The following is a 13584-nucleotide window of genomic DNA, read 5'->3' on the forward strand; positions in this document are numbered from 1 at the left end:
GCCGGACGCCGCAGACGCCGCAGACGGTGCAGACGGCGCAGACGCCGTGACCGGCACGTGCGGCGCGCCCCTGACCGGCGAGACCGGCGCGACCGGCCCGTCGGTGACCGGCGCCGGCGCGGCGCGGCTGTGGCGGGCCGCCGCCGCGGAGGCGGTGCGCAAGCTCGACCCGCGGGTGCAGGCCCGCAACCCGGTCATGCTCGTGGTCTGGACCGGCGCGGTGCTGGTCACCGGGCTCGCGATCACCGAGCCGGGCGTGTTCGCGGCGCTCGTCGCGGCCTGGCTGTGGTTCACCGTGCTGTTCGCCAATCTCGCCGAGGCGGTCGCCGAGGGCCGCGGCCGGGCCCGGGCGGCGTCGCTGCGCGCCACCCGGCGGGACACCGTGGCGCGGCGGCTGCCCGGCGGCGCCGATCCCCGGTCCGGCGCCGGCGGCACCGCGGTCCCGGCCTCCGGGCTGCGGGTCGGGGACCTGGTCGTCGTCGAGGCGGGGGAGACGGTGCCCGGTGACGGCGACGTCGTGCACGGCGTCGCGTCGGTCGACGAGTCCGCGGTGACCGGCGAGTCCGCCCCGGTGATCCGGGAGGCCGGCGGCGACCGCAGCTCGGTCACCGGCGGCACCACCGTGCTGTCCGACCGGATCGTCGTCCGGATCACGACCCGGCCCGGCGAGACCGTCGTCGACCGGATGATCGCGCTGGTCGAAGGCGCCTCCCGGGCCCGCACGCCGAACGAGATCGCGCTCGGCGTGCTGCTGTCCGCGCTGACCGTCGTGCTGGTCCTCGCGGTCGCCTCGATCGCCCCGATGAGCGCGTACGCCGGCTCCCGGGTCCCGCTCGTGGTGCTCGTCGCGCTGCTGGTCTGCCTGATCCCGACGACGATCGGCGCGCTGCTGTCCGCGATCGGCATCGCCGGGATGGACCGGCTGGTCCGATGCGGTGTGCTCGCCACCTCGGGACGGGCGGTGGAGGCTGCGGGAGACGTCGACACCCTGCTGCTGGACAAGACCGGCACGGTGACCCACGGCAGCCGGCGGGCGACCGCGCTGCACCCGGTCGGCGGGACCGCGCCGGGCGAGCTGGCCGCCGCGGCCCGGCTGGCCAGCCTGGCCGATCCGACGCCGGAGGGGCGCAGCATCGTCGAGCTCTGCGCATCCGGGTACGGCCTGCCCGCCGGGGCCGACGCCGCGGAGGCGCTCGGGGCGACGGTGCCGTTCAGCGCCCGGACCCGGATGTCCGGGATCGACCTGGACGGCGTCGCGGTGCGCAAGGGCGCCGCCGGGGCGGTGCTGGAGTGGGCCTGGGGGGCTGCCGGCGACCGGGCCGAGGTGGACCGGCTGGTCGAGCAGGTCGCGGCCGGCGGCGGCACCCCGCTGCTGGTGGCGACCGCGCCCGACGGCGGCGCGATCGACCGCCGCGACGCCCGGCTGCTGGGCGTCGTCGAGCTGTCCGACGTCGTCAAAGCGGGGATCGCCGAGCGGTTCGCCGAGCTGCGCGCGATGGGCGTCCGCACCGTGATGGTGACCGGCGACAACCCGTCCACCGCCGCGGTGATCGCCGCCCGGGCCGGCGTCGACGAGCACCTGGCCGAGGCCACCCCGGAGGACAAGCTCGCGCTGATCCGCCGGGAGCAGTCCGGCGGACGGCTGGTCGCGATGACCGGCGACGGCACCAACGACGCCCCGGCGCTCGCCCAGGCCGACGTCGGCGTCGCCATGAACACCGGGACGGCGGCGGTGAAGGAGGCCGGGAACATGGTCGATCTCGGCTCGGACCCGGCCAAGCTCGTCGACATCGTCGAGATCGGCAAGCAGCTGCTGATCACCCGGGGCGCGCTGACCACCTTCTCGGTCGCCAGCGACCTGGCCAAGTACTTCGCGATCCTGCCGGCGATGTTCGCCGGGACGTACCCGGCGCTGGGGGCGCCCGACGTGATGGGGCTGGCCACGCCGCGGTCCGCGGTGCTCTCCGCAGTGGTGTTCAACGCGCTGGTGATCGTGGCGCTGATCCCGCTCGCGCTGCGCGGGGTGCGCTACCGGCCGTCGTCGGCGGCCGCGCTGCTGCGCCGCAACCTGCTCGTCTACGGGATCGGCGGGGTGCTCACGCCGTTCGCCGGCATCGCCCTGATCGATCTCGTCGTCCGCCTGGTCCCGGGGGTGTGAGGTGCTCGCCATCCTGCGCAGACAGGCCGCGGCCGGCCTACGGCTGCTGCTGGTCATGACGGTGCTGTGCGGTGTCGTCTATCCGCTCGGGATCTGGGCGGTCGCCCGGCTGCCCGGCCTCGCGGGCGCCGCCGAGGGGTCCCTGCTGACCGGCGCCGCCGGGCCCGCGGGCTCGTCGTTGATCGGGATCGACCCGGTCGCCGCGGATCCGGCCGCCGATCCGTGGTTCCACACCCGGCCCTCCGCGTCGTCCGCGGACGTGCTCGGCCCGGCCGACCCGGGCACCTCGGGCGGGTCCGACGCGGGCGGCGCCGATCCGGAGCTGCTGACCGCGGTGACCCTGCGCCGGGAGCTGATCGCGGCCCGGGAGGGGACCCGGCCGGCGGCGGTCCCGGTGGACGCGGTGACGGCGTCGGCGTCCGGCCTGGACCCGCACATCAGCCCCGGCTACGCGGCGCTGCAGGCGCCCCGGGTCGTCCGGGTCACCGGGCTGCCGCCCGCACTGGTGGCGGAGCTGGTCGCCGGCGCCACCGACGGCCCTACGTTCGGGATGCTCGGCGAGCCGCGGGTGAACGTTCCCGACCTGAACGCCGCTGTTCGGGAGGCCACCGTGCTGAACGCCACCGTGCTGAACGCCACCGTGCTGAACGCCACCGTGCTGAACGCCACCGTGCGCGGGGCCGCCGGGACCGGGGATTCCGCGGGGGTGGCGCCGATCGCCAGAATGGTCCGGTGAACAGGGGTGAGCTGCGGATCCACCTCGGTGCGGCGCCCGGGGTCGGCAAGACCTTCGCCATGCTCGCCGAGGCGCACCGGCGGCGCGACCGGGGCACCGACGTCGTCGTCGGGGTCGTCGAGGCGCACGGCCGGGAACGGACCGCCGCCCTGCTGGAGGGCCTGGAGGTGCTGCCCCGCCGGCGCGTCGAGCACGCCGGGACGGTGCTCGCCGAGCTCGACCTGGACGCGGTGCTCGCCCGCAGGCCGCAGGTGGTGCTGGTCGACGAGCTGGCGCACACCAACGCCCCGGGCTCGCGGCACGCCAAGCGCTGGCAGGACGTCGAGATCCTGCTCGACGCCGGCATCGACGTGCTGTCCACGGTGAACGTGCAGCACCTGGAGTCGCTCGGCGACGTCGTGCACACGATCACCGGGGCCCGGCAGCGGGAGACAGTGCCGGACGAGGTGGTCCGCCGGGCCGGCCAGCTGGAGCTGGTCGACATCACCCCGGAGGCGCTGCGCCGGCGGCTGGCGCACGGCAACGTCTACCCGGCCGCCCAGGTCGACGCGGCGCTGGCGCACTACTTCCGGCTGCCGAACCTGATCGCGCTGCGCGAGCTCGCGCTGCGCTGGGTCGCCGACGAGGTGGACGTCGCGCTGCGCAGGCACCGGGCCCAGGAGAAGGTCACCGACGTCTGGGAGACCCGGGAGCGGGTCGTCGTCGCGCTCACCGGTGGACCGGAGTCGGAGACGGTACTGCGCCGCGCGGCGCGGATCGCGAAACGGGCCGGCCCGGCCGACCTGCACGCGGTGCACGTGCTGCGCGGCGACGGCCTGGCCCCGGCGACACCGGCGTCGGTGGACCGGCTCCGCACGCTCGCCGCGGACGTCGGCGCCACCTTCCACACCGCCGTCGGTGACGGCGGCGCGGACTCGGTCCTTGGCGCGCTGCTCGACTTCGTGCGCGGCGTGAATGCCACCCAACTGGTGCTCGGGACGTCCCGGCGGACCCGGCTGGCCCGGCTGTTCGACCCGGGGATCGCGGCCCGGGTGGTGCAGGAGTCCGGGCCGATCGACGTGCACATGGTCACCCACGACGCGGCGGGCCGGGCGCTGCGGCTGCCCGTCCCGCGCGGCGCGCTGCCGCCGTACCGGGCGGCGGCCGGCTGGCTGCTGGCTCTGCTCGGGCCCTGCGTGGTGACCGTCGCCGGGCTGCTGGTGGTGGTGGACCGGATCGACGTGACCACCGACGCGATGCTCTACCTGCTGGCGACCGTGCTCGCCGCGCTGGTCGGCGGTCTCGGCCCGGCGCTGCTGGCCGCGGTGCTCGGCGGGGTGCTGCTGAGCTGGTTCCACTACCTGCCGCTGTATTCCCTGGCGATGGAGAGCATCGGCAACGTGGTGAGCATCGTGACCATGCTGCTGGTCGGGGTGCTGGTCGCGCTGGTGGTGGACCGGGCGGCCCGGCGCGCCGAGCAGGCCGCGCGGGCCCGGGCCGAGGCGGCGCTGCTCGCCTCGTTCGCGCGGACCGTGCTGACCGGCGACGAGCCACTGCCCCGGCTGCTGACCCAGGTCCGGGAGGTGTTCGGGCTCCGGGGCACGGCGCTGCTGGAACGCGGGCCGGACCTGTTCTGGTCCGCCGTCGCGGTGTCCGGCCCGGACGAGTGCGCGCGCCCGGAGCTGGCCGACGTCGACGTCGTCGTCGAGGAGGGACTGCACCTCGTCGGCACCGGGCGCGCACTGCCCGCCTCGGACCGGCGGCTGCTGGAGACCGTCGGTGGGCAGGCGCTGCTGGCGCTGCGCGGCGAGCGGGCCGCGGCCGGTGCGGCCGCCGCCGAGCGCCGGGCGGCGGTCAACGAGACCCGCGGCGCGCTGCTGTCGGCCGTCGGGCACGATCTGCGCAGCCCGCTGACCTCGATCAAGGCGGCCACCGGGAGCCTGCGGGACCCGTCGCTGCCGCTCTCGTCCGCCGACCGGGCCGAGCTGCTCGCGACCGTCGAGGAGTCCGCCGACCGGCTGACCGGGTTGGTGGAGAACCTGCTGGACTCCTCCCGGCTCGCCGCCGGTGCGGTGACCCCGCTGCTCGCCCCGGTCGGCTACGGCGAGGTGGCGGCCACCGCGCTGCTCGGTGTCGAGTGCGCAGAGCGGGTGCAGATCGAGTTCTGCGAGGACGTCCCGGACGTGCTCGCCGATGCGGGACTGCTGGAACGGGTGGTGGCCAACGTGATCGACAACGCGGTACGGCACGGCGGCGCGCCGGGACCGGATCCCGACGTGGTGCTGCGGGCCAGCGCGCACGCCGACCGGGTGGAGCTGCGGGTGGTCGATCGCGGCCCGGGCGTCCCGCACCGCCGGTGGGACGACCTGTTCGCCGCGTTCCAGCGGCTCGGCGACCGGGACGCGGCCGCCGGGCTCGGGCTCGGGCTGTCGGTGGCCCGCGGGCTGACCGCCGCGATGCACGGCGAGCTGACCGCGGAGGACACCCCCGGCGGCGGGCTCACCGTCGTCGTCTCGCTGCCGGTGGCGCCGGCCGGGGCACGCCGGTGAGCGGGCGCGGCACCCGGGTGCTGGTCGTCGACGACGACCCGCAGATCCTGCGTGCGCTGCGGATCAACCTGACCGCGCACGGCTACTCGGTGACCGTCGCCGCGGACGGTTCGGCCGCGCTGCGGGCGGCCGCGGACGGCCATCCGGACGTCGTCGTCCTCGATCTCGGGCTGCCCGACCTGGACGGCACCGAGGTGATCGCCGGACTGCGCGGCTGGAGCACGATCCCGATCCTGGTGCTGTCGGCCCGTGCCGACTCCTCGGACAAGGTCCGTGCGCTCGACGCCGGGGCGGACGACTACGTGACCAAGCCGTTCGGGATGGCGGAGCTGCTGGCCCGGCTGCGGGCCGCGGTCCGGCGGGCGGCGGTGTCCGCGGTCGACGGGGAGGCCGTCGTCACCACCGACGACTTCACGGTCGACCTGGCGGCGAAGACCGTGGTGCGGACGGGCGGCGACGAGGTGCACCTGACGCCCACCGAGTGGGGGATCCTGGAGCTGCTGGTGCGGCACCGCGGCAAGCTGGTCGGCCAGCGGCAGGTGCTGCACGAGGTGTGGGGCCCGAGATACGACACCGAGACCCACTACCTGCGGGTCTACCTGGCCCAGTTGCGGCGCAAGCTCGAACCGGTGCCGGCCCGCCCGCGGTACCTGATCACCGAGGCCGGGATGGGCTACCGGTTCGATGGCTGAGCGGCCGGCTCAGCGCCCGAAGTTCTGGGTCCAGTAGCCGCCGGCCAGGCCGACGCCGATCGTGGACAGCGAGCAGTCGAGGATGTTCTTGCGGTGTCCCGGCGAGGCCATCCAGTCCGCGACGACGGTGGCCGCGTCCGGCTGCCCGGCCGCGATGTTCTCCGCACCGGGGGAGGGGTAGCCGGCCGCCGTCATCCGATCGGCGAAGTCCCGGCCGTCCCGGCTGTCGTGCGAGAAGTAGCCGTTCGCGGCCATGTCCTCGCTGTGCCCCTGGGCGGCCGCGTTGATCCGCGGGTCCACCCGCAGCGCGCTGCAGCCCGCGGCCGCCCGCTCCACGTTGGTGAGCTCCACGACCAGCGCGAGCTGCCCGGTGAGCCCGGCCGCGGCCGGCACCGGGCGACCGGCGTCGCCCGCGGCGGCCCGGCCCGCGTCCGCCCCGGGGCGCGCGGCGGCCGTGTTCCCTGCGCCCGCTGCGGCGGCTGCTGCGGCGTCGGCCGTGGTCCGGGCTGTCGCGGCGGCGGCCGCGGCCCTGGCCGGGGCACCCGGATCGGCAGGAGTGGTGGCGAAGGCGTCCCGGGCGGCCCACGCGGCGTCCAGCGCCGGCGGCGGCGCCGGGTCCGCCGGGGCCGGTCCGGCCGTGGGCAGCGCGGCCGATGCCGCGCCGACCGGGCGCAGCGGGACGGTCTCCTCGACCGGGCCCACCGGTCCGGGCAGCCACGTACCCAGCGGGGTGAGTGGCGCCGTCATGGCCAGCACGGCACCCGCACCGACGCCGCCGAGCATGGCTCTGGTGGCGCGCGGTGTACGTGATCTTGCCACGGTCGGGTAACGTACCAGCACTGTGAGTAGCAGCACGGATTCGGCCGTTCGGCTCATCGCATGGATCCAGGGAGATGTACAGGGGGTCGGTTTCCGCTGGTGGACCCGCGCCCGCGCACTGGAGCTCGGACTCGTCGGGCAGGCCCGCAACCTGCGCGACGGGCGGGTCGCGGTGACCGCGGAGGGTGACCGGGGGGCCTGCGGGCAGCTGCTGGACCTGCTTCGCGGACCGGACACCCCGGGCCGGGTGACCGCGGTGGCCGAGCAGTGGGGCGAGCCGGCAGGCGCGTTCGAGGGCTTCACCGAGGCCTGAGCAGGGCACCGGGCGTCACGGCTGGGAGATCACCGACGAGTTCCTGTCGGTACCGGGGTCTACAACGGTGCACACCGACCCGAAGGAGCCCGCCATGGCCGTCTCGATGAACCCGTACCTGCACTTCGACAACGCCTCCCGGCAGGCGATGGAGTTCTACCGCTCGGTGTTCGGCGGTGAGCTCAGCATCATGACCTTCGGCGACATGGGCTCCGAGGGGCCGGTGCCGCCGCCGGACGGGGTGATGCACGCCTACCTGCAGACACCGGACGGCTTCGCGCTGATGGCGTCCGACGGCGACCCGGAGCGGCCGGTCGGGGCCGATCCGGCGGGCGTCTCGATCAGCATCTCGGGCGACGACATCGGCCGGCTGGAGGGCTGGTTCGCCGCGCTCGCCGACGGCGGCGTCGTCGACGTGCCGTTCGAGAAGCAGATGTGGGGTGACGTGTTCGGTCAGGTCACCGACCGGTTCGGGGTGCGCTGGCTGGTGAACGCGACGGTGCCGGCGGCCTGACCGGCGCCGGGCGGGTCGTCCCGTGCGGGCGCCCCGCCCCCGGTAACCTGGCGGCTTCCCCCGCAGCTGGAGTCCGCACCCGTGCACCTGAAGACGCTGACGATGAAGGGCTTCAAGTCCTTCGCCTCGGCCACCACGCTGCGTCTGGAGCCGGGGATCACCTGCGTGGTCGGGCCCAACGGCTCGGGCAAGTCCAACGTGGTGGACGCGATCAGCTGGGTGCTCGGCGAGCAGGGCGCCAAGGCGCTGCGCGGCGGCAAGATGGAGGACGTCATCTTCGCCGGCACCTCCGGCCGGTCGCCGCTGGGCCGTGCCGAGGTCACCCTGACGATCGACAACAGCGACGGCGCGCTGCCGATCGACTACTCCGAGGTCTCGGTGACCCGCCGGATGTTCCGCGACGGCGCCGGCGAGTACGAGATCAACGGCTCCCGCGCCCGGCTGCTGGACGTCCAGGAGCTGCTGTCCGACTCCGGCATCGGCCGGGAGATGCACGTGATCGTCGGGCAGGGCCAGCTGGACGGCGTGCTGCAGTCCAAGCCGGAGGACCGGCGGGCCTACATCGAGGAGGCGGCCGGCGTCCTCAAGCACCGCAAGCGCAAGGAGAAGGCGCTGCGGAAGCTGGACGCGATGCAGGCCAACCTGACCCGGCTCACCGACCTCACCGCCGAGCTGCGCCGCCAGCTCAAGCCGCTGGGCAGGCAGGCCGAGATCGCGCGCCGGGCCCAGTCGGTGCAGACCGAGCTGCGGGACGCCCGGCTCCGGCTGGCCGCCGACGACGTCGTCACCCTGCAGGGCGAGGTCGCCCGCGAGGAGGCCGGCCAGGAACAGGCCCGGCGGCGCCGCGCCGAGGTCGAGGGGCAGCTCGCCGAGGCCCGGGAGAGCGAACAGGCGCTCGCCGCCGCCCTCGCCGAGGACGCGCCGCGGCTCGCCGCCGCCCAGGACACCTGGTATCAGCTGTCCGCGCTGGCCGAGCGGTTGCGCGGGACGGTCCGGCTGGCCCAGGAACGGGTCCGGCACCTCACCTCGTCGGAGGCCGCCGAGCGCACCCCCGGCCGGGATCCGGACGAGACCGAGGCCGAGGCGGACGCGATCGCCGAGCAGGAGGAGGAGCTGCTCGCCGCGGTCGCCGAGGCCCGGCGCCGGCTCGACGAGGTGGTCGAGGAGAAGGCCGAGCGGGAGCGTACCCTCGCCGCCGCGGAGCGCGAGCACCGGGCGGCGGTCCGTGCGCTCGCCGACCGGCGGGCCGGCATCGCGACCCTGGCCGGCAAGGCCGACGCGCTGCGCTCCGGGGCGGCGGCGACCGCCGAGGAGATCGAGCGGCTGTCGGAGGCGCTCACCGAGGCGGCCGCCCGGACCGAGCAGGCGCGGGCCGAGCTGGAGTCGGCCCGGGAGTCGCTGGGCGTCGGATCCGGTGATGGGGCCGGCGACGGGGACGGGGACGCGCTCGCCGTCCGGGTCGAGCAGGCCGAGGCCGCACACCGGGCGGCCGCCGAGCGGGTCGCCGAGCTGGTCCGCGCCGAGCGGGTCGCCGAGCAGCGCCGGGCGCACTGGCGGGCCCGGGTGGACGCGCTCGGCGTCGGCCTGGTCCGCCGGGACGGCACCGGGGCGCTGCTGGACTCCGAGCCGGACGGGCTGCTGGGCGCGGTCGCCGAGCTCGTCGTGGTCGATCCGGCGGGGCGGGCCGCGGTGGCGGCCGCGCTCGGCGAGGTCGCCGAGGGCGTCGCGGTCGCGTCGCTGCGGTCGGCGGCCGCGGCACTGCGCGCGCTGCGCGCCGGGGACTCCGGCCGGGCCGCGCTGCTGGTCGGTGGCGACGGCGCCACCGGCGGGCCGCCGGTCCCGGTCGCCGCCCCGGCGGGCGAGCCGCCGGCGGGCCGGTGGGCGGCCGGGTTCGTCACCGCGCCGCCCGCGCTCGGCGCGGCGCTCGCCGCACTGCTGCACGACGTCGTGGTGGTCGACGACCTGGACGCCGCGGCGGCCGTGCTGACCGCCCGCCCCGGGCTGACCGTCGTCACCACCGACGGCGACCTGTTGACCGCGCACGCCGCCCGCGGTGGCGCCGGTGCGGGGGAGGGCGCGTTGCAGCTGCAGGCCGCGGTGGACGACGCGATCGCCGAGCGGGACCGGGTGGACGCCGAGCTGGAGTCGCTGCGGCCGACCTGCGAGGGCGCCCGGGCCGAGGAGCGGGCCCGGGCCGATGACCTGGAGCAGGCCAGGGCCGCGGTCACCGAGGCGGAGAAGCGGCGCTCCGCCGCCGCCGCCCAGCTCGGCCGGCTGGAGCAGGTCGTCACCTCGGCCGGTGCGGAGGCGCAGCGGCTGCGCGAGCGGCGCGACACCGTGGAGGCCCGCCGCTCCGAGTCGCTGATCGAGCTGGAGGCCGCCGAGCACCAGCTCTCGATCGCCGAGGACGTCCCGGTCGACGACGAGCCGGACACCGAGCTGCGCGACGAGGCCGCCGAGCGGGTCGAGGAGGTCCGCTCCGAGGAGGTCGAGTGCCGGCTGGCGCTGCGCACCGCGGAGGAGCGGGCCCGGGCGATCGCCGGCCGGGCCGAGTCGCTGCGCCGGCAGGCGCAGTCCGAGCGCCAGGCCAGGGCCCGGGCCGCGGCGGCCGCGCAGGAGCGGGAACGGGCCGGCGCGATCGCCCGGCTGGTCGTCGACGCGGGGGAGACGGCGGTCGCCCGGATCGAGCTCTCGCTCGCCGCCGCGGCCGCGGAGCGCGACGAGATCCAGGCCGCCCGGGCCGACCGGGACCGCGCCCACCGCGAGGCCCGGGACGCGACCACCCGGCTGACCGCGCTGCTGGAGAAGCTGACCGACGCCGTGCACCGCGACGAGATGGTGCGCCAGCAGACCCGGATGCGGCTCGAGCAGCTCACCGAGCGGGTCCTCGCCGAACACGGCATCGGCATCGACGACCTGGTCGCCGAGTACGGGCCGGACGTGCCGGTCCCGGCGTCGGAAGCGGAGACCGCCGAGTACGAGGCCGCCCGCGAGCGCGGCGAGCAGGTGTCGGCGCCGCCGCCGGTGCCGTTCGACCGGGCCACCCAGGAGCGCAGGCTCAAGCGTGCCGAGAAGGACCTCACCCAGCTGGGCAAGGTCAATCCGCTGGCGCTGGAGGAGTTCGCCGCGCTCGAGGAGCGCTACCGGTTCCTGTCCACCCAGCTCGAGGATCTCAAGAACACCCGCCGCGACCTGCTCACCGTGGTCCGCGAGGTGGACGACAAGATCCTCCAGGTCTTCACCACCGCCTACCACGACGTGGCCAGGGAGTTCGAGACCGTCTTCGCGACGCTGTTCCCCGGCGGCGACGGCCGGCTCGTCCTGACCGATCCCGAGGACATGCTGACCACCGGCATCGAGGTCGAGGCCCGGCCGCCCGGCAAGAAGGTGAAGCGGCTGTCGCTGCTCTCCGGCGGCGAGCGGTCGCTGACCGCGATGGCGCTGCTGGTCGCGATCTTCCGGGCGCGGCCGTCGCCGTTCTACGTGCTCGACGAGATCGAGGCGGCCCTCGACGACGTCAACCTCCGGCGGCTCATCTCGCTGCTGGAGGAGCTGCGCTCGGCCAGCCAGCTGATCGTCATCACCCACCAGAAGCCGACCATGGAGGTCGCCGACGCGCTGTACGGCGTGTCCATGCGCGGCGACGGCATCACCCAGGTCATCTCGCAGCGGCTGCGGCCCGCCTCCTGACGTCCGGCCCGCGCCGCGTCCCGGTGTCGCGCGCGGCCGGGCACCCGGGCGTGGCAGGGTTGTGCGGGTGACCACGCAGACCATCTGGATCGTCGTCGCGGTCGTCGTCGCCGTGCTGCTCGTCGCCGTCCTCGCCGGGGTGCTGATCGCCCGGCGGCGGCGGATCAGTCTGCGCTCCGACGACGAGTCGACACCCGAGCTCGACACCGACCGGCAACCCCCGCGCGGCGGCAGCTACCAGGCCGGCGGCGGGTTCGACTTCGCCTCGGGGACGGCCACGGCCCCCGAGCGCCCCGGCGCCGGATCCGAGGGCGCGGCTCCGGACTCGCCCCCGGGCACCGACCCGGCCCCCGGCTCGCGTCCGGCCTCCGATGCCGCGACCGGCACGGCCGGCACCGGTACGGCCACCGGCACGGCCGCCGGCACCGGCACGGCCGCCGGCACTGCCACTGGCGCTGCCACCGGATCCGGCACCGACTCCGGCTCGGGCACCGATTCCGGCGCCGGTACGGCTGTCGACGAGGGCCCGACCGCCGACGAGGTGCGCACGCCGCCCGGCGGCACGCCGGTCGTCGGTGGCGCGACCGAGGCCCGGACGCCACCCGGGGGCATCCCGGTGAGCACCGCGCCGCCGGTCACCTCCCGCCGGTCGCCGAGCGGCCCGACCGTCCGGACCGAGCCCACCCCGGCAGCTCCGGCGGACCGGGGCAGCGGCGCCCCCGGCGAGAGCCGGGTCATCGACACCGCCGAGGCCAGCAAGGACCCGGAGACGCGGCAGCTCGCCCGCCCGGACGCCGCGCCCGGCGGTCCGGCCGCGGACGCGGGGGCCACCGAGCAGCTCCCGGCACCCGACGGGGCGGCCACCCGGCAGCTCCCCACGTCCGGCGGGGCGGCGACCGAGCAGCTCCCGGCGCCCGGGACCGCGCCGCCCGCGCCGCCCGCGCCCACTGGGCAAACGGCGCCGACCGCGCGGACCGAGCCGACCGCGCGGACCGAGCCGACCGAGCCGACCGCGCGGACCGAGCCGACCGAGCCGACCGAGCCGGCCGCCCCCACCACCCCCACCGAGGACATCGCCCCCGCCGAGGGCCGGATCGGCCGCCTGCGCGGCAGGCTGTCGCGTTCCCGGTCCGGGCTCGGCCAGAGCCTGCTCGGCCTGCTCGGCGCGGGCGACCTCGACGACGAGTCCTGGGAGGACGTCGAGGCCACCCTGCTCCAGGCCGATCTCGGCCCGGAGATGACCGCGGAGATCACCGAGCGGCTGCGCGAGCAGCTCGCCGCCCGCGGCGTGCGCACCGCCGAGCAGGTCCGCCAGACCCTGCACGACGTGCTGGTCGAGGCGCTCGACACCGGCCAGAACCGGTCGGTGCACGCGCTGCCGCACGACGGCCGCCCGGCGGTGCTGCTCGTCGTCGGCGTGAACGGCACCGGCAAGACCACCACCACCGGAAAGCTCGCCCGGGTACTCGTCGCCGGCGGCCGCCGGGTCACCCTCGGCGCCGCGGACACGTTCCGCGCGGCCGCGGCCGAGCAGTTGGTCACCTGGGGCGAACGCTCCGGGGCCGGGGTCGTGCGTGGCCCCGAGGGCGCCGATCCGGCGTCGGTGGCGTTCGAGGCGGTCAAGCGCGGCACCGACGACGCCGTCGACGCCGTCCTGCTCGACACCGCGGGCCGGCTGCACACCAAGACCGGCCTGATGGACGAGCTGGGCAAGGTCAAGCGGGTGGTGGAGAAGCAGGCCCGGGTCGACGAGGTGCTGCTCGTGCTCGACGCCACCACCGGCCAGAACGGGCTCACCCAGGCCCGGGTGTTCGGCGAGGTCGTCGACGTCACCGGGATCGCGCTCACCAAGCTCGACGGGACGGCCAAGGGCGGCATCGTGTTCCGGGTGCAGCGTGAGCTCGGCGTCCCGGTGAAGCTGGTCGGTCTCGGCGAGGGGCCGGACGACCTGGCCCCGTTCGAGCCGAAGGCGTTCGTCGACGCGTTGCTCAACTGAGCGCGAGGCTCCGTCACGGAGGAACCCGCTACTCCGTGCGGAGCCTCACAAACTGGACCTTTCGGATGACATTACGGCCCCGGGATCCAGTTGCGTAACCGAAGCGTCATGAGCCCGGCGGCTCTGTTAACGCATGCG

General features: G+C 76.2%; 8 protein-coding genes and 1 pseudogene. 8 read left to right on the forward strand and 1 reads right to left on the reverse strand.

From position 1 onward, the window contains the following. The first annotated feature begins 103 nt into the window (after positions 1-103). The 4 genes and pseudogenes from kdpB to ABZ881_RS06100 all read left to right on the forward strand — a co-directional run bounded on the left by kdpB (position 104) and on the right by ABZ881_RS06100 (position 6114). Positions 104-2158, forward strand: a complete 2055-nt coding sequence (gene kdpB, locus ABZ881_RS06085) for a potassium-transporting ATPase subunit KdpB (protein ID WP_358482555.1) — start codon at positions 104-106, stop codon at positions 2156-2158. A gap of 1 nt (position 2159) precedes the next feature. Further along, positions 2160-2765 (forward strand): annotated as a pseudogene (locus ABZ881_RS06090) (potassium-transporting ATPase subunit C); the annotation flags it as partial. Positions 2766-2890: 125 nt separating this feature from the next. After that, positions 2891-5422, forward strand: a complete 2532-nt coding sequence (locus tag ABZ881_RS06095) for a DUF4118 domain-containing protein (RefSeq protein ID WP_358482227.1) — start codon at positions 2891-2893, stop codon at positions 5420-5422. Beyond that, positions 5419-6114, forward strand: a complete 696-nt coding sequence (locus ABZ881_RS06100; RefSeq protein ID WP_358482229.1) for a response regulator — start codon at positions 5419-5421, stop codon at positions 6112-6114. The genes ABZ881_RS06095 and ABZ881_RS06100 overlap by 4 nt, the downstream gene beginning before the upstream one ends. A 9-nt stretch (positions 6115-6123) precedes the next feature. Here the strand turns inward: ABZ881_RS06100 and ABZ881_RS06105 are convergent, their stop codons facing one another. Continuing rightward, a complete protein-coding gene (locus tag ABZ881_RS06105) occupies positions 6124-6861 on the reverse strand; it encodes a CAP domain-containing protein (RefSeq protein ID WP_358482230.1) in 738 nt (245 codons plus the stop codon). Between the two features lie 94 nt (positions 6862-6955). Here ABZ881_RS06105 and ABZ881_RS06110 point away from each other — a divergent pair, with 94 nt between their 5' ends. The 4 genes from ABZ881_RS06110 to ftsY all read left to right on the forward strand — a co-directional run bounded on the left by ABZ881_RS06110 (position 6956) and on the right by ftsY (position 13446). Next, a complete protein-coding gene (locus ABZ881_RS06110) occupies positions 6956-7246 on the forward strand; it encodes an acylphosphatase (protein ID WP_358482232.1) in 291 nt (96 codons plus the stop codon). Between the two features lie 94 nt (positions 7247-7340). Continuing rightward, a complete protein-coding gene (locus tag ABZ881_RS06115; RefSeq protein WP_358482233.1) occupies positions 7341-7760 on the forward strand; it encodes a VOC family protein in 420 nt (139 codons plus the stop codon). A gap of 81 nt (positions 7761-7841) precedes the next feature. Continuing rightward, positions 7842-11450, forward strand: coding sequence for a chromosome segregation protein SMC (gene smc, locus ABZ881_RS06120; RefSeq protein WP_358482235.1), 3609 nt, complete (start codon positions 7842-7844; stop codon positions 11448-11450). Positions 11451-11517: 67 nt separating this feature from the next. Further along, complete coding sequence (gene ftsY, locus ABZ881_RS06125) at positions 11518-13446, forward strand: signal recognition particle-docking protein FtsY (RefSeq protein WP_358482236.1); 1929 nt, start codon at positions 11518-11520, stop codon at positions 13444-13446. Positions 13447-13584: the final 138 nt, after the last annotated feature.

Source organism: Pseudonocardia sp. NPDC046786 (assembly GCF_040645415.1).
Taxonomy (GTDB): Bacteria; Actinomycetota; Actinomycetes; order Mycobacteriales; family Pseudonocardiaceae; genus Pseudonocardia; species Pseudonocardia kongjuensis.

What these genes read in the sequence shown, in the direction of transcription:
- ABZ881_RS06105 (WP_358482230.1), bottom strand. Translation starts at nt 6,861, where the DNA reads ATGACGGCGCCACTCACCCCGCTGGGTACGTGGCTGCCCGGACCGGTG.
- ABZ881_RS06115 (WP_358482233.1), top strand. Translation starts at nt 7,341, where the DNA reads ATGGCCGTCTCGATGAACCCGTACCTGCACTTCGACAACGCCTCCCGG.